This is a genomic window from Breoghania sp. L-A4, assembly GCF_003432385.1.
In the GTDB taxonomy this organism is placed as follows: Bacteria; Pseudomonadota; Alphaproteobacteria; order Rhizobiales; family Stappiaceae; genus Breoghania.
Genome location: NZ_CP031841.1, coordinates 3,091,430 through 3,108,325, shown reverse-complemented (window position 1 = coordinate 3,108,325; position 16,896 = coordinate 3,091,430). Strand labels below are relative to the sequence as shown.

The window sequence follows — 16,896 nt, the reverse complement described above, 5'->3', positions numbered from 1 at the left end:
TCTTGGGACTTGCGCCGAAGACGCCGGTGCGGGCAAAATGCGGCCGACGGCGAGCGATTGCCGGGTCTTGCGATGGGCCGGCAGGCGCAGAACCGCCGCAGCGGGTGCGATCTGGACGATTTGCCGCCGGCACGTGGTGATTGATCGTTGTATTGAGTGTATGGATCGGCGGTCGGGAATCCGGTTCGCGAAAAGGCCCGTGTACGGGTGGGGATGCCGATGAAGCTGAGTGTGTTCTGTCTTTTTTGCCTGCCAATTCTCGCCGGGTGCGCTGCTGGCCCTGACGTGACGCTTTTGGGCGGCATGGCGACAGCCGGCGCGCCGCCCGCTGCCATGCAGCCGCCGGTGGCCTCCAACGGAAATCAGGTGCAGGTTGCACGCGCCGACATTCCGCGAAGCGGCGTCGCGGGGCATACGGGTCCGTTGGCCATGGCCGATGAGGCCGGGTTGAACCAGGCACCCGGCACGCCCATCGGAGCACTGGGCGCCAACGCGCCGCGCCGCGAGGCGCGTCTGGACGGCTCTCCGCTCGTCGCCGCGCCGGCAAGCCAGAGGTACGGCGAAGCGGCGCCGAGGTTGAAGACGGCTGCGGAGGTCGCAGCCGACGAGGCCGAATTGCGCCGCCTTGCGGGGCGCGCGCCGGAACAGCGATCGAGCGGCCTGTGGAGCGCCTCGGTGGACTTCCTCAAAAAGCTGCGCAATTCGCATGGCGAAGAGGCGATCGGCAAGATCGAGGCGGAGCCGCGGACCTGAATTTCCGCGTCTGCCCGCAGCCTCTCAAGGCGCGCATTTGCCAGTCGCGCCCTTTAGCGAATTCCTGTATATCCGCACGCGAAGCGCCGCTGGCGCCCGAATGTGCTAGGATTCCCGCGAGACCGCTGAATTTCCAGAGGCATCCGCGGCCGCATGCCGCGGATTGGCCGCAACCGAAATCGATTGAGAGAGAAGAGGCAAGAGCGTCATGGGCGAATTTCACAAGACACGCCGGCTGCCGCCGTATGTGTTCGAACAGGTGAACCGTCTCAAGGCCAAGGCCCGCGCCGGTGGCGCCGACATCGTCGATCTCGGTATGGGCAATCCGGACCTGCCGACGCCGCAGCACATTGTCGACAAACTGGTGGAGACCGCACGCGATCCGCGCGCCCACCGCTATTCCGCCTCCAAGGGAATCGCCGGGCTTCGCAAGGCGCAGGCCTCCTACTATGGCCGCCGGTTCGGCGTGAAGCTGGATCCCGAGACCCAGGTCGTGGCCACGCTGGGCTCCAAGGAGGGTTTCGCCAACATGGCGCAGGCGATCACCGCGCCTGGCGACGTGGTGCTGGTGCCAAATCCGAGCTATCCGATCCATGCCTTCGGCTTCCTGATGGCCGGCGGCGCGCTGCGCTACGTTCCGGCATCTCCGGGACCGGAGTTCTTCCACGCACTGGAACGTGCCGTGGTGCATTCCGTGCCCAAGCCGATCGCCGTAATCCTGTGTTACCCCTCGAATCCGACGGCCTATGTGGCGGAGCTGGACTTCTATCGCGACGTGATCGCGTTCGCGAAGAAGCATGACATCTTCGTGCTGTCGGACCTGGCGTATTCGGAAATCTATTTTGACGGAACGCCGCCGCCATCCGTGCTGGAAGTTCCCGGCGCGATGGATGTGGCGGTGGAATTCACCTCGCTGTCCAAGACCTTTTCCATGCCCGGCTGGCGCATGGGATTTGCGGTGGGTAACGAGCGTCTGATCGCGGCGCTTGCGCGGGTGAAATCCTATCTTGATTACGGCGCGTTTACGCCGATCCAGGTGGCGGCCACCGCGGCACTGAACGGCCCGGAAGACTGCATCGACGAGATCCGCGGCGTCTACAAGAAGCGCCGCGACGTGCTGGTCGACAGCTTCGCCAAGGCTGGCTTCGAGGTGCCGGCGCCGCGCGCGTCCATGTTCGCCTGGGCACCGATCCCGGAAAAGTTCCGCTCATTGGGTAGCCTTGAGTTTTCCAAGCTTCTGGTGGAGAAGGCCGATGTGGCCGTGGCGCCCGGCATCGGCTTTGGCGAGTATGGCGACGACTACGTCCGCATAGCGCTTGTGGAGAACGAGCAGCGGATTCGGCAGGCGGCGCGGAATATTCGCCGGTTTCTTGAAACCTCCGACGAAACATTGCACAACGTGATCCCAATCGGCGCCCTCCGCTAATCCCTGAACAAAACTGGATCACGTATTCGCATGGCAGATGCACTGAGACTCGGCGTAGCCGGCCTTGGAACGGTCGGAGCTTCGGTCATTCGGCTCCTTGAAAGCAATGGCGCGCAGATCGCGCTGCGGTGCCGGCGTCCGGTGCAGGTGACTGCCGTCAGCGCCCGCGACCGTGCGCGCGACCGCGGCGTCGATATCTCGGCCATGACCTGGCACGATGACCCTTGCGCGTTGGCGGCAAGCGACGCGATCGATGTCTTCGTCGAGTTGATCGGCGGCGACAACGGCCCCGCGGAAGCGAGCGTGCGCGCTGCGCTCAGCCACGGCAAGCATGTCGTCACCGCCAACAAGGCGCTTCTGGCGCGGCACGGCGTGTCGCTGGCGCAGCTTGCGGAAGAAAATGGCGTCAGCCTGAATTTCGAAGCGGCGATCGCCGGCGGCATTCCCATCGTCAAGACGCTGCGCGAGGCGCTGGTGGGCAATCGCGTGACCCGGGTGGCCGGTATTCTCAACGGCACCTGCAACTACATCCTCACGCGGATGGAAACCGAGGGCATCTCGTTTGAGGCGTGTCTGGCGGACGCGCAGCGGCTTGGCTACGCGGAGGCCGATCCGAGTTTCGACATCGAGGGCAATGATACCGCACACAAGCTGGCCCTGCTGACCAGCCTGGCGTTTGGCTGTGAGATCGACGTGGATTCCATCTATCTTGAAGGCATCACCTCGATCACCACCGCGGACATCGAGGCGGCGGATGAACTGGGTTACCGGATCAAGCTTCTGGGGATCGCCCAGCGCACCGATACCGGCATCGAGCAGCGCGTGCACCCGACCATGGTCCCCAAATCCTCGGCGATCGCGCGCATTGACGGCGTGCTGAACGCGGTTGCGGTGGATGCCGACTATGTCGGCGAGATCGTGCTGGTGGGCCCGGGCGCGGGCGGCAACGCCACGGCGTCGTCGGTGGTCGCCGACATTGCCGACATCGCGCGCGGCGATCTGATGTCCACTCTCGGCAGTCCGGCCGAAAAACTGGTTCCCTACAAGCGCGCCCGCATGCGCCGGCACGAGGGCGGCTATTTCATCCGCCTGGCCGTCGAGGACCGCCCCGGGGCCTTCGCGGCGATCGCGCGCTGCATGGCCGAGCAGGGCATCTCGCTGGAATCGATCGTGCAGCGCCGCCGCGCGCCGCGCAGCGCCGCTCCGGAGACGCCTGACTCGCCGGCGCCGTCACAGGCGCAGCCGGTCATCCTGATCACCTATGAAACCACGGAAGCGGACATCAAGGCGGCGCTTGAGGCGATTGCCAACGAGCACGTCATTGCAGGCGCGCCGCAGATGATCCGCATTGAACGCACGCCCGACGTGGCGTAACGCAAAGGTATGGCAATGGTCTCCAAGGACGCTAAATCACCGGTCTCGCTGGATCGTATCCTGACGCTGGAACTGGTACGCGTCACCGAACGGGCCGCCGTCTCGGCCGCGCGGCTGCGTGGCCGCGGCGACGAGAAGGCCGCCGATCAGGCCGCCGTCGACGCGATGCGCCGCGAACTCAACCAGCTGCCGATCGACGGCACGGTGGTGATCGGCGAAGGTGAGCGCGACGAGGCGCCGATGCTGTTCATCGGCGAAAAGGTCGGCACCAAGATCGGCCCGAAGGTCGACATCGCACTGGACCCGCTGGAAGGCACCACGATCTGCGCAAAGAACCTGTCCAACTCGCTGGCGGTAATCGCCATGGCCGAGGAGGGCGGGTTGCTCAACGCGCCGGACAGCTACATGGAAAAGATCGCCATCGGCCCGGGCTATCCCGCCGGTACGGTCAATCTGGACGCGACGCCGACGGAAAACATCAACGCCGTGGCCAAGGCCAAGGGCGTGCCGGTGAACGAGATCACCGCCTGCATTCTCGACCGGCCGCGGCATGCGCGCCTGATCGAGGAAGTGCGCGCCACCGGCGCCGCGATCCGGTTGATCGGTGACGGCGATGTGGCCGGCGTGATCCACACCACAAACCCGGACGAGACCGGCATCGACATCTACATGGGCATTGGCGGCGCGCCGGAAGGCGTGCTGGCGGCGGCGGCCCTGCGCTGCATCGGCGGCCAGATGCAGGGCCGGCTGGTGATCACCCGCGAAGAGCAGAAGGAACGCGCGGTGAAGATGGGCGCGGACGAGAACCGCGTCTACACCATGGAAGAAATGGCGTCCGGCGACGTCTACTTCGCGGCCACCGGCGTGACCGACGGAAATTTCCTGCAGGGCGTGAAGTTCGGCAAGAATTCGATCGAGACGCACACCTGCGTGATGCGTTCGTCGACTGGAACCGTGCGCTGGATCAAGGCGACGCACACCCAGATGGACAAGTTCTACCTCGATTGAGCGGCTTGGGCGGGTCGTGACCAGGATCGGGTCCATGCTGTTGCAATAGCGTGGTTCCTGTCGGACAGCCGGTGTCCTTTCGCATCGGGCTACGCGCGGGTCCTGGGCAGATGAGCCCTGGACCTGCGCTGGCGGTTCGTCGAACGGCCCGGGGCGTTTCCCTCTTTTTTAACCAAAGCAAAATTCATGCGAGCCGGGCCAACTGAAACCGTTGGCTATTCCAAATTGTGTGCGCCAGTGCCCACGATCGAGCAGTCTTCGAAGACTGTATTCAGCAACCTGGCAGAGCACTGGAACTAAACTTGTTACCAACTATTGTGTCGGACGTTCCAGACGAAAATTTCAATAACAAATCACTATTATTTGCCGTCGTTTAACAATTCTAAATTAGTTCAATTCATTGTTCAGGGTCACTCATCTGGGAGGAAGCCCGATGCGCTTGATATTGGTGCGATGGCTGTTCGTGGCACTTACGCTGACGCCTGTCCTCGCGAACGCAGCCGAGTTCGGCACGAAGCAGGAAGCGGTCGCCATGGTGAATCGCGTCATAGAGCTTTTTCAAAGGGAAGGGCCGGATGCGACATTCAAAGCCGTCAACGATCCGACGACGCCGGCCTTCCATGACCGCGACCTGTATCCATTCATCTATGATCTGCAGGGCGTGAATGTCGCGCATGGCGCGCGCCCGGTTCTGGTTGGCAAGAACCTTTTGAATCTCAAGGATCAAGATGGAAAATATCTGATCCGGGAAATGATCGACATCGCCAATGGCAATGGAACGGGCTGGGTCGACTACAAGTGGCCCAATCCCATCAATAACAAGATTGAAGATAAATCTAGTTATATCGAAAAGATGGGAGAATACTTCGTAGGTGTCGGAATCTATAATCTGTAGGTTGGCGATTGCACCCGTTCCTGAAAGAGTGGCATGGTAGATCTATTTAAAAATAGTTCGATCAGACTGAAGACATTGGTGGCCTCCTTTGTTCTTTTGATCTGCATGCTGCTCCCTGGAATAAGCGCTTACCTGACATTTTCCAAAACGGACACGGGCCTCAAGAGCCTGTCCACCGTGACCCTTCCCAAACAACTCGCTGTGTCAAAGCTCAAGGACGACATCGTCGACACGCACGTGAGCATATTCCGGTATGTCTCGTGGGCGAGCAACGGCGTCAGTCCAATCTTGCTTGACGCATTGCGTGCCGAGGTCTTCGCCGGCGTCAACTCCACCACGCAGCGCTTTTCGGAATTTGCCGATCGGCCGGACCTGAGCGACATCGGGCGGGAGAAGATTCACGCGCTTCAGACAGAATGGAAGCGCTATGAAGATGTCGCCAAGGACACGCTTGACGTTGGCGGCGTAGACGCGCCGATGGCCACGATGATGCTGGGCATGGTCGACGACGAGTTCAAGAACGTCGACCGCGATTTGAAGGCATTCCTGTTCGACGTGACAGAGAAGACGCGATCCTTTGCCGAAGACCTCGCATACGAGGCCAGCGCGAACAAAAGGGTCCTCGCGATTGGCGGCATGATTGCGATGGCCGTCAGCCTCGTCACGGCCTTGATGGTCGCGCGGTCGATCGTTCATCCGATCCAATCGATCACGAACCTGATGCAGCAGGTGTCGTCGGGCAAGCTCGATGTCGAGATCAGCGACCCGCAGCGACGGGATGAAATTGGCAGGATGGTCCGGGCTGTTGCGGCCTTCCGGGAGAAAATCGAACACGACAATCAGTTGCTGAAAAATCGAGAAGAGGAACTGCGGCTGAAAAACATGCAGTTCGACGCGGCCTTGCGGAACATGTCGCAGGGTCTCGTCATGTTTGATTCCAACGCCCGGCTGGTCCTGTTCAATCAGCAGTATTCCGACATGTACGAACTGTCGAGCGACCGCATCGAGATCGGCTGGTCATTCAACAAGCTTCTCGCGTATCGCAGGACCTTGACCAACGATTACGGCAATTACAACGAATCCACCGACACGATTCCGTCCGCAATGCGGCGCGGAGAGACGACACATCATGTCATCACCACGAGTGATGGGAGAATTATGAATGTCATCAACCGGCCGTTGCCCGAAGGCGGCTGGGTCGCGACGCATGAGGATATCACCGAGCGACATCGGGCGGAGAAAAAGATCGCGAGCCTGGCGCGCCAGGACACCTTGACCGGGCTGAGCAACCGGGCATCGTTTCTGGAAGCAATTGAAAAGGCCCTGACGCAGCTGAACCGGGAGAAGGCGTCGTTCGCGATCTTTGTGCTGGACCTCGACCAGTTCAAGGCGGTGAACGATTCCATGGGGCACCCGGTTGGCGATGCCCTGCTTAAGGAGTTCGGCGATCGGCTGCGCGCAATGGTCGGCAAAGGCGATACGGTGGCACGGCTGGGCGGCGATGAGTTCGCGGTTCTGCAGGCAACCGCGGCCGGAGATCAAAAGCAGGCCGCATTGGCTTTGGCGGAGGATCTTCTGGACATCACGACCGCTCCTTACATGATCGAGGGCGCTGAACTGGTTATCGGCGCCAGCATCGGCATTGCACTTGCGCCCGAGGATGGCATCGACGCGGATCAATTGCTCAAAAGTGCGGATCTGGCGCTCTACAAGACAAAATCGGATGGGCGCAACGGCTATCGCTTCTTCGACCGCGTGATGGCGGAGGAAACACGCTCGCGCCGAACCCTTGCGCTGGATATGCGCAAGGCGCTCGCGCGGGACGAATTCGAACTGCACTACCAGACCATCGTCGATACAGCCACGATGGAAACCTGTGGCGTCGAGGCTTTGGCGCGCTGGCAGCATCCGCGTCGCGGCATGATTCCTCCGGACATGTTCATTGCGATCGCGGAAGAAACCGGCCTGATCATCCCGCTGGGTGAGCGCTTGCTGCGCAAGGCATGCAGGGACGCGTCGCGGTGGCCGGCTCACATCAAGATCGCGGTCAACCTGTCTCCGGTGCAATTCAGGGCCGGCAATCTGACGCAAACGGTTGTGACGGCACTGGCGGACTCGGGTCTTGCGCCAGAGCGGCTCGAAATCGAAATCACCGAGTCCGTTCTGTTGCAGCAGAATTCCGAGAACCTCGCGTTCCTGCATGACTTGAGAGAGCTCGGCGTCTCTGTCGTCCTTGACGATTTCGGAACCGGCTATTCGTCGCTGAGCTATCTGCAGGTGTTTCCATTCGACAAGATCAAGATCGATCGCTCGTTCGTCAACGAAATGCAGAAGCGGAGCGATTGCGCTGCCATTGTCGGCGCCATCATCGGATTGGGCCGATCGCTCGACATCACCACCACGGCGGAAGGGATCGAGACCCGGGAGCAGTTCGACATGCTGCGCGCCGCCGGCTGCCATCAGGTGCAGGGATATCTGTTCAGTCGTCCCGTCGCGCTGTCGAAGCTCGACCTAGGCGCCACTGGAAACAAGACTGCTGGGGAACTCCGGCGCGGCGCCGGCTGACGCGCCGGACGCCGTGATGGACACTGAGCGTCGCGCCCGCGTAATTTGCTCAAGCATCGGCCGCGATACCGGTTCACGGTTTCGGTCCTCTCCAGGGCGTAGCGCTGGCAAAATGCCCCTCGGGGAAAAGGGTGTTCGTACCCTCCGAATGGCGCATTGGGCCACATTTTCCAGTTTGTCCCTTGTCAATCAGATGATTCTGCCGGACCTGATTGCTTACCAGAGCGAGCTTCGGTGACAGGCAGGCGTTTGTCCGGTTTGGATCGTCCCAACGCATTGAACCGGGGGCTGCTTGATGGCGCGGGAACCCCGGTTGTTGTCGCGCGAGACATGCCGGATGCCGATTTGAACATCATGGACGCGTCGTGCATCGTGGGGCGCGCCACAACCAATGGTCATGCATCGCGATGGCCGGCACGCATATGGGAGCAAGCTTGAGGTGACCATGCTCGGCGGATTTCGCGAAGATCCTGCGACCCGCGCCTTTCTCGGCGTCGAGAAATCCGTGTCGGGGCGGGTGTGGCGTGAGCGTCTGGACGCGCCGCGCGCCGCGCAGGCGCAGCTGATCGCCCAGCGCTACGGCCTGCCCGATGTGGTGGCTCGTGTTCTGGCGGGCCGTGACGTGGACGCCGATCACGCCGAACAGTTCCTCGATCCCAGCCTGCGCGACCTGATGCCGGACCCGTCGACGCTCGTCGACATGGACGCCGCGGCGCACCGTCTGGCGGACGCGGTGGAGCGCGGCGAGAACGTCGCGATCTTCGGCGATTACGACGTGGACGGCGCGACGTCGTCGGCGCTGTTGACGCGGTATCTCCGCTCCGTCGGGCTGGACCCCGTCATCTATATTCCCGACCGGATCATTGAGGGTTACGGACCGAACCCTGTGGCGATCCAGCACTTGCGCGAGGGCGGCGCCTCGCTGCTGGTGACCGTGGATTGCGGCAGCGTGAGTTTCGACTCCCTTGAAGAAGCCAAACGGCTGGGGCTCGACGTGGTGGTTGCCGATCACCACCAGGTGGGTGAAACGCTGCCGCCGGCGGTGGCGCTGGTCAATCCCAACCGGCAGGACGATCTGTCGGGGCAGGGGCATCTGGCGGCCGTCGGCGTGACGTTTCTGCTCTGCGTGGCGCTCAATCGCGAGTTGCGCCGGCGCGGCCGTTTCAAGGGACAGGAACCGGACCTGCTGTCGTGGCTGGATCTGGTGGCGCTGGGCACCGTGTGCGACGTGGTGCCGCTCATCGGCCTCAACCGGGCTTATGTGAACAAGGGGCTGGTGGCGATGCGCCGCCGCGTCAATGCGGGGCTTGCCGCGCTTGCCGATCTGGCGCGCGTCAACGGTCCGCTGACGCCGTATCACCTGGGATTCCTGATCGGTCCGCGCATCAACGCCGGCGGGCGCATTGGCGACGCGGCGCTGGGGCACGGCTGCTGAGCAGCGAGGACCGCGAGGAAGCGGCCAGAATCGCCGTGGAGCTGGACCGGCTGAACACCGAGCGCCAGGCCATCGAGGCGGCCATGCTGGAGGACGGCGAGGGCCAGGCGGCGATCAGGATGCTGGATGGCGAGGGGCCGAGCGTGCTGGTCACCGGGTCCGACGACTGGCATCCCGGTATCGTCGGGCTGATCGCCTCGCGGCTGAAGGAGCGGCACCGGCGCCCGGCCTTCGCGATCGCCTTCAATGACGACGGCTTCGGCACCGGATCGGGGCGCTCGATTCCGGGCGTCGATCTGGGGGCAGTGGTACGCGCTGGCGTCGACGCTGGCCTGCTGGTCAAGGGCGGCGGCCACGCCATGGCGGCGGGACTGACAGTGGCGCGCGACAAGGTGCCCGAGCTGGAGGCGTTTCTCGAGGAACGGCTGGGCGCGGCCGTCGACGGCGCGCGCGAGAGCAATATCCTGAAACTCGACGGAGCGGTCACCGCCTCGGGCGCGACGCTCAAGCTGATGGAACTTTTGGAAAAGGCCGGGCCCTATGGCGCGGGCCATTCCGAGCCGCTGTTCGCGCTGCCCTCGCACATCGTCAAGTTCGCCGATGTGGTGGGCAAGGGGCACGTGCGCGCCACGCTGGGATCGGCCGACGGCGCCAGCATCAAGGCGATCGCATTTCGCGCGGCGGATCAGCCGCTGGGCAATCTGCTTTTGTCCAAGCGCGGCGGCGCGCTGCATCTGGCCGGCGCCCTGTCGCTCGACCACTGGCAGGGTCAGGCCAAGGTGCAGTTGCGCATTCTCGACGCCGCCGATCCGGCCACCACGCGCCGCTGAGGCAGTCTCTCCGTCTTCCCCTGTTCCGTTGCGTCATTATGGCAACGCGCTGTAGGGTGCCTTTGGCTCTCAACGTTTCGTTAACCATACCGAAAGGTCTGGCCGCCTAGAAACGATGCGAGGGTTGGACAGGGGACGTGAGCGATGGTGGGCAAGGTCGAGGCGCGCGCAAGTCTGGTCGAGGTGCAACGCGCCTGCGATCGTGCCCACGCGGCGCTGAAGACGGTCCGGCTCGACTACGCTCCGATGAACCGTCCGGTTCGGGGGCTTGAGCAGGTTACCCGCGTGGCCGCCGCCGGCGCCGCTACCCTGTTCATCGCCTGTCTGGCGCATATGGCGGATTAGGCGGGCTACTCCGCGATCCAGTATTTGGCGGCCGCCGCGCCTTTTTCGATGACCACGTGGGAATTGGCGAAGGTGCGGTAGGCGTGGCTCCAGGAGCCGTCGGGCCAGCGCACCCGCACCTGGGCGCGTTCGGCGACGCCGAGGCCGATGTGAACGGGGCCCGCCTGTCCCGAGGCGTGGCCCGCGCCTGAGAGCACGTCGCGCACCAAGGTGCGGTTGCCGATCTTCACCGAGATTTTCGCGCCCACCGCGTTGCGGTTCGCGCCCGCCTGCGCCAGTTCCACCTTCAGCCAGTTGCCCATGGCTGCGGTGCGGTGCTGTCCTGCGCTGTCCGGAATGGTCTGGCCGAGATTGCGGAACAGGCTGACGGGTCCGGCGCGGTTGACGACCACAAGGTCGAGCAGGCCGTCGTTGTTGAAATCCGCCAATCCCGCGCCGCGGCCGCGCCGGTCGAGCGCGATGCCGGCCTGCGCGCCAGTCTCGACAAAACCGCCGTCCCAGGCGCCGAGCAGCAGGTTGTCGGGATCGAAGCTGGCGAATTCGGGCATCTGTTCGACGTTGCCCTTGGCAATGAACAGGTCTTCCAGCGTGTCGTTGTTGATGTCGGCGAACTCCGCGTGCCAGCCGGTTGAGGGGCGCAGGTCCTCGCCGGTGTAGGGCCTGTGCGCCGTCGCGCGCTTTTCCAGCGCGATGTCGCGATAGACCGGTCGGCCCTCTTCGGCCTCCTCGTCGAGCGTTTGCAGCTTGGTGTCGCCCATCGACGTGAGGGCGAATTCCGGAAAACCGTCGGCGTCGAGATCGGCGGTGGCGATCCCCATGCCCCAGATCTTCAGATGCCGCCAGCCATCGGCGCGGCGATAGGCGCGCGGCGGCCGGTCCGGGGAGACGGCCCAGAGCTGTTCCTCGCCGCCGCGGTAGTAGTGGCGGTCGTTCGAGATGCGCAAGGAAGGCTCGCCGGAGCGGTTCCAGTCGGTGAAGACCATCGACAGGGCGCAATAGCCCGGCCGCAGCGGCACTTCAATGGAATAGTCGGGCCTGTCGGAGGCTTGCGGGCGGAACAACGCGTTGTCGTGGCAGGTGCCCCAGGGCGAGCCGGGGCGGAGCGGTCGACGTAGTTGCCGAACGCCAGCGTGGGGTAGGCGTTTTCCGGCTCCCATTGTGCCGCAAACGCCGTGGTCCAGGCGCGGCCGCCGTCAAAGCCCCAGGCCTTGTTGGCGAGTTCGAACGTGCAGTCCGGACCGCCCTTGAGCAAAAGATTCTCGCCGACGCGCAGGATCGCCAGATCCAGATGGCCATCGTTGTCGATGTCCAGCGGATAGGCTCCGGTGACCTTTGTCAGGTGACGCGCGTCGAGCCCGGTGGGCTGGTCGTGGAAGGCCAGTGCGCCGCCGGGGCGGCTGTCGTTGACGAAGAGCTTTGCGTCGTTCGTGCCGCCGGCGAGAAACAGATCGGGTTTGCGGTCGCCGTTGCAGTCGAGAACCGCCACGCCGCCGCCGACGAAATACTCCCACGGACCGTCGTAGGTATGCGTGATGCCGGCTGCCTCCGCCTCCTCGTGCAGGATGGGTATGGGCATGGTGGGCTCATCGGCGTGGGCGGGGAGGGCGATGAATGTGAGGAGCAAGAAGGCGCCAAGTGACCAGCAGCCCCCTTTCCCGTGGTGCGCACTCCCTCTCCCGGGGGAGAGGTGAAGGAGGAGGCGGCGATGACGATGCGGAGGGCTTGGAGGGGCGGCCCATCCTTCGAGACAGCCCTGCGGGCTTCCTCAGGATGAGGGAGTGCTTGTTGCTGGACCGCACGGAACCATCCCAAAACGCCTCCTCATCCTGAGGAGCGGCATCGCCGCGTCTCGAAGGATGAGCTGCAGACGAGAGGCCTTCGAAGAAAGTTGGGGCATGGGGCGGGTCATCGCGCGGTCTCCACGATCTCGGGCCCTGCGATCGTCAGGCTTTTCAGAAACGCGATGATGGCGGAACGGTCGTCCGCCGGCAGATCCACGAAGGCGTCGCGTGTCTCCAGCGCCTCGCCGCCATGCGCCTCGATGACCTCGCTGAGCGTGGTGATGTCGCCGCGATGGCCGTAGGGCGCGGTGGATCCGATGCCCCAGAGCTCCGAGGTGAGGAAGGCGTTGCGCTCGACGAAGCGCTGGGCGAGCAGCTCGCGGCCGAGGGTGTCGACGCGCTTGCCGGCGATCACGTGGCGTTTGAGATCACCGAACAGCGGCACCAGCCAGCGGCCCTGCGCGTCGCGCTCCAGCGCCTGCGCCCAGGGTTCGTTGGAGAGATCCAGCCGGATCGGATCCGCGACCTCACCGCCGCGCAGGGTTCCGGCAACCTCGCGCGGACCGGGATCCTCGAAGATCAGCGAGTCCAGCGGCAGCGTGGGGCGGTGGCACGACGCGCAGCCGATGTCCGCAAACAGCGTCTCGCCATGCGCCGCTGCGCGGGTCCAGTCCGTGGAAAGGTCCGTTTCGCGGATGGGCGGCGGCAGGGTCGCCTGGAAGGCGACGAGCGCCGAGATGTCGCCGCGCGTCAGTTCGTCGGTCTTGCCGTCCTCGTCGAAATCATCCGTGCCGGTCCAAAGCGCGCCGAAGCGTTCCGCCGCCTGCATGCCGAGGTGATCGTTCATGGCGTTGACGGTGAACTGGCGCAGCGAGGCGAAGACGCCCTTCTGGCTGAAGGGGCGCAGCGTGAGATCGGAGTCGATGCCTTCGAGCGCGGCGGTGTCGACAAGGCCGTCGGGGGCGACGGTGAGGGAACCGAAGGAGACGCCTTTCGTTTCCATTGAAACGGAGACTGGTGCGCCGGATTGTCTTGCTTGTGCAAGGGCTTGCGCGCGCAGGGCCAGGAGGTCACGGGTCATTTCGCGCGCCAGAAGTTCGATCAGGCCGCTGCCGTGGAGCGCCACGCTGCCGCGTTCGTTGGAGAACTGCGGGTCGGTCGTGTCGAAATCGGCGCTCTCGAATCCTTCGGAGACGAAGGCGTTGGCGGTGAAATCTCCGGCCGCACCGGCGATCGGATCGTTGTGGCACGACCGGCAGGTGCTGGCGTCGGGACCCGACAGGCGCTGGAAATCGGTCGCGGGCGGCCGGCGGCGCTTGGTGGGGATGATCGCCTGGGTGGCCATGGGGCGGCCGGCGCCGTCGGCCCGGGTGAATTTCGCGATGAAAAGGGCGCGGCCGGCGGCGACAAGGTCCGCGTGATCGGGCGCGCGGCTTGCTGTCTCGAAATCCACATGCGCGGGCAGGGCGCGCTCGGCCCATTCCGGTTCGGCGGACTGGGCGGGCAGGGGAGGAAAGCGAGAAAAGCGAGGAGGGGGATGAGCGCGGCGCGCATCCTTCGAGACGGCCCTTCGGGCGTCCTCAGGGGAGGAGGAGCGCGGGGCTTGCCGGCGTCACGATTTTCAGCAGCGCACACACATTCCTCGCGCCATCCCCGCCTCGAGCGGGGATCCATTCTGGCCGCCGCTTGTCCTGAGGCGTGCGTGCTGCGCTGGCGGTGCCACGAACCCGGGGCCGGTGGGCGCCGATGGGCATAGTTGGCCCCGGGTCGAGCCCGGGGTGACATTGAGGGTGGGCGGGCCGACGGTCGCGTGGTGGCTCGATCACGGATCCGCTCATTCGCCCGCCTCCAGTTCCGGGGTGCGGCGGCGGGCGAAGGTGACGCGGTCGAGACGGGCCAGCGCGCCGGCGATCATGCCGGCGGCGATGAGATCCTCGTTCCAGGGATGCGGGTCGATGGTGACATTGCGGCGCAAATCGGCGACGAGCGCCTCCTCGAGGCCCGCGTCCAGTCCTTCACGCATGTGCGCGAAGGCGCGCATGCCGGCGCCGGTGAGCGCGATGTGACCGGGATCGATGGTGGCGACGAGTCGTGCGACGCCATAACCCAGTGCGTGGCCTGCCTTGAAAAACACCGCGCGGGCTTCCGCGTCGCCGGTGTCCGCGCGTGCGACAAGGGCCGCGATGTCCTCCGCTTCGAAATCGATTTGCCATGGGTCATGGGCGTCCGGCAATCCCCGGGCCATGCGCACCAGTGCATAGTCGCCGAGAAACGCTTCCAGGCAGCCGCGACGGCCGCAGCGGCACAGCGGACCCCCGGGGACATGGTTGGTATGGCCGAACTCTCCCGCGGCGCCAGTCTCTCCGGTGTAGACCCTGTTGTCGAAGAACATGCCCATGCCGACGCCATAGTCGATGAAGACAACCGCGAAGGTGCCACTGTAGCGCGCGGGATCGGCGTCATGCAAAGCTTCGGCGATCATGTTCGCGTCGTTGGCGAGGCTGCAATTGATGCCGAAGGCGTGGCGCAGCGGCTCAAGAAGCGGGATGTCGCGGACCTTGAACGCGGGGCTCCAGACGATGGAGCCGCTGCGCGTGTCGACCACGCCCTGAGAGGCGACGAGGATCTCGGCAAGGCGCGATGGCGCAACGGTCAGGCGTTGGAGAAACCGCGTGATCGCCGCAATCAGCGTCTCGGAGACGCCGCCGCGCGTCGCGGTGTAGGTCTCCACCGCGTGTGTTTCGGATGCAACCCGATGGCCGGAGAAATCGGTCAGGATCAGCTCGATCTTGCCGAGCGAGATCTTGACACCGAGGAGGACGGCGGCGCTGGGATCGAGCGCCAGCAGGGTGCGCGGCCGCCCACGTCCACTCGCCGGCCGCTCGTCGTCGCTGGCCGCTTCGCGCAGCAGGCCCTCGTCGATCAGGTCGGAGGTAATGGCTGTGACGGTCGCCGGGCTGAGATGGGTGCGTTCGCCAAGCTCGATGCGCGCGAGTGGTCCCTCGCGACGCAGCGTCTGAAGGATGACGCTCCGGTTCTGGCGCCGAACCTGATCGCGGTCCGCCTTTTTCGTCATCGGGTAAAGACAATCCCGTGTTTCGCGGAAAACAGCGTGTGACAGACCACTCCCGGGCTGTGCCGCTTCCGAACTCCCCGTCTGGCAGTCACCCCCGCGCGGGCCTGCCGTTGATTGCGGCTCTTGGCGGCCGCCGCGCATTTCTTATCCGTAGGTCTGAGATGACGGATGCGGAAACCATGTTGACAGCGGCGGTGGTTTCGATCAACATTTTTTTCGGACGTCGAATTAAATAACAAGCCGCGATCAAAAGCATCGGCGGCGTCCGCCCGGGACGGGACAGCACGCGTGCGATGAACGCCGCGGAACCCTGTCCGGGTGAGGAAACGCGACGACATTCAAGGAGGGAGTCCCGCTATGAGAAAATTTGCAATCTTCGCCGCCGGTGCGGCGGTGTCCGTCATGACGCTCGGCGCCGCCGTGGCGCAGGAAATCACAGTCGGCGTGAGCTGGTCGAATTTCCAGGAAGAACGCTGGCAGACCGACGCGGCCGCCATCAAGGGCGCGCTGGAAGCCGCGGGCGCCAAGTATATTTCGACCGACGCACAGTCTTCGGCCGCCAAGCAGTTGACCGACGTGGAGACACTGATCTCGCGCGGCGCCGATGCGCTGATCATTCTGGCGCAGGATTCCGACGCCATCCGTCCGGCGGTCGAAAAGGCCACCAACGAAGGCATCCCGGTGGTCGGCTATGACCGGTTGATCGAGAACAAGGACGCTTTCTACCTGACGTTCGACAACAAGGAAGTCGGACGCATGCAGGCGCGCGAAGTGTTCAAGGTGCAGCCGGAAGGCAATTACGTCTTTATCAAGGGGTCGTCGGCCGATCCCAACGCCGACTTCCTGTTCTCCGGACAAATGGAAGTGCTCAAGGAGGCGATGGACGCCGGCAAGATCAAGAACGTGGGCGAGGCCTACACCGACGCCTGGTTGCCGGCCAATGCGCAGCGCAACATGGAGCAGATCCTGACCGCCAACGACAACAAGGTCGACGCGGTGGTGGCGTCCAATGACGGCACCGCGGGTGGCGTTGTCGCCGCGCTTGAGGCGCAGGGCCTGGCCGGTGTCGTGCCGGTGTCGGGTCAGGATGGCGATCACGCCGCTCTGAATCGCGTTGCACTGGGAACCCAGACCGTCTCGGTTTGGAAAGACGCCCGCGCGTTGGGCAAGGCTGCCGGCGAGATCGCCGTGGCGCTCGCCAAGGGCACCGCGATGGACGCCGTCGAGGGTGCCGAAAAGTGGTCCGGCGGCCCGAACGGCGTTGAGATGAACGCCATCTTCCTGAAGCCGGTGCCGATCACGGCGGACAATCTCGACGTGGTGATCGAAGCCGGTTGGGTGCCCGCGGACGTCGTCTGCAAGGGCGTGAAGCCCGGCAGCGTCGCGGCTTGCAAGTAACCCGATAAGT

The 16,896-nt window shown here is 64.3% G+C and carries 12 protein-coding genes and 1 pseudogene; 9 read left to right on the top strand and 4 right to left on the bottom strand.

The window, feature by feature from the left end; all coding sequences use genetic code 11:
• Positions 1-213: 213 nt before the first annotated feature.
• The 8 genes and pseudogenes from D1F64_RS14135 to D1F64_RS14100 all read left to right on the top strand — a co-directional run bounded on the left by D1F64_RS14135 (position 214) and on the right by D1F64_RS14100 (position 10,631).
• Positions 214-753, top strand: coding sequence for a hypothetical protein (locus D1F64_RS14135; protein WP_162901556.1), 540 nt, complete (start codon positions 214-216; stop codon positions 751-753).
• 208 nt (positions 754-961) lie between these two features.
• On the top strand, positions 962-2,179 hold the full coding sequence (locus tag D1F64_RS14130) for an LL-diaminopimelate aminotransferase (protein WP_117412948.1): 1,218 nt from the start codon (positions 962-964) through the stop codon (positions 2,177-2,179).
• Between the two features lie 30 nt (positions 2,180-2,209).
• On the top strand, positions 2,210-3,553 hold the full coding sequence (locus tag D1F64_RS14125; RefSeq protein ID WP_117412947.1) for a homoserine dehydrogenase: 1,344 nt from the start codon (positions 2,210-2,212) through the stop codon (positions 3,551-3,553).
• 15 nt (positions 3,554-3,568) lie between these two features.
• A complete protein-coding gene (glpX, locus tag D1F64_RS14120; RefSeq protein ID WP_117414615.1) occupies positions 3,569-4,561 on the top strand; it encodes a class II fructose-bisphosphatase in 993 nt (330 codons plus the stop codon).
• A gap of 463 nt (positions 4,562-5,024) precedes the next feature.
• Positions 5,025-5,456, top strand: a complete 432-nt coding sequence (locus tag D1F64_RS14115; protein ID WP_205470478.1) for a cache domain-containing protein — start codon at positions 5,025-5,027, stop codon at positions 5,454-5,456.
• Positions 5,457-5,489: 33 nt separating this feature from the next.
• Complete coding sequence (locus tag D1F64_RS14110; protein WP_117412945.1) at positions 5,490-8,021, top strand: EAL domain-containing protein; 2,532 nt, start codon at positions 5,490-5,492, stop codon at positions 8,019-8,021.
• 445 nt (positions 8,022-8,466) lie between these two features.
• Positions 8,467-10,286: pseudogene (gene recJ / locus D1F64_RS14105) on the top strand (single-stranded-DNA-specific exonuclease RecJ).
• Positions 10,287-10,430: 144 nt separating this feature from the next.
• Positions 10,431-10,631: a hypothetical protein gene (locus tag D1F64_RS14100; protein ID WP_117412944.1), complete on the top strand. Its 201-nt coding sequence runs from the start codon at positions 10,431-10,433 to the stop codon at positions 10,629-10,631.
• Positions 10,632-10,636: 5 nt separating this feature from the next.
• Here D1F64_RS14100 and D1F64_RS24675 read toward each other — a convergent pair whose 3' ends face one another.
• From D1F64_RS24675 to D1F64_RS14085, 4 genes are all read right to left on the bottom strand, one after another.
• Positions 10,637-11,575 (bottom strand): CRTAC1 family protein, encoded by a 939-nt coding sequence (locus tag D1F64_RS24675; RefSeq protein WP_248304468.1) that lies wholly within the window; start codon positions 11,573-11,575, stop codon positions 10,637-10,639.
• On the bottom strand, positions 11,461-12,207 hold the full coding sequence (locus D1F64_RS24670; protein WP_248304467.1) for a VCBS repeat-containing protein: 747 nt from the start codon (positions 12,205-12,207) through the stop codon (positions 11,461-11,463). Before D1F64_RS24670 ends, D1F64_RS24675 begins: the two co-directional genes overlap by 115 nt.
• 329 nt (positions 12,208-12,536) lie before the next feature.
• Positions 12,537-13,865 (bottom strand): di-heme oxidoredictase family protein, encoded by a 1,329-nt coding sequence (locus D1F64_RS14090; protein ID WP_248304466.1) that lies wholly within the window; start codon positions 13,863-13,865, stop codon positions 12,537-12,539.
• A 381-nt stretch (positions 13,866-14,246) separates the two neighbouring features.
• Positions 14,247-15,488: an ROK family transcriptional regulator gene (locus D1F64_RS14085; protein ID WP_117412943.1), complete on the bottom strand. Its 1,242-nt coding sequence runs from the start codon at positions 15,486-15,488 to the stop codon at positions 14,247-14,249.
• A gap of 357 nt (positions 15,489-15,845) precedes the next feature.
• Between D1F64_RS14085 and xylF the strand changes: the two genes are divergently transcribed.
• A complete protein-coding gene (gene xylF / locus D1F64_RS14080; RefSeq protein WP_117412942.1) occupies positions 15,846-16,886 on the top strand; it encodes a D-xylose ABC transporter substrate-binding protein in 1,041 nt (346 codons plus the stop codon).
• The last annotated feature ends 10 nt before the right edge of the window (positions 16,887-16,896 follow it).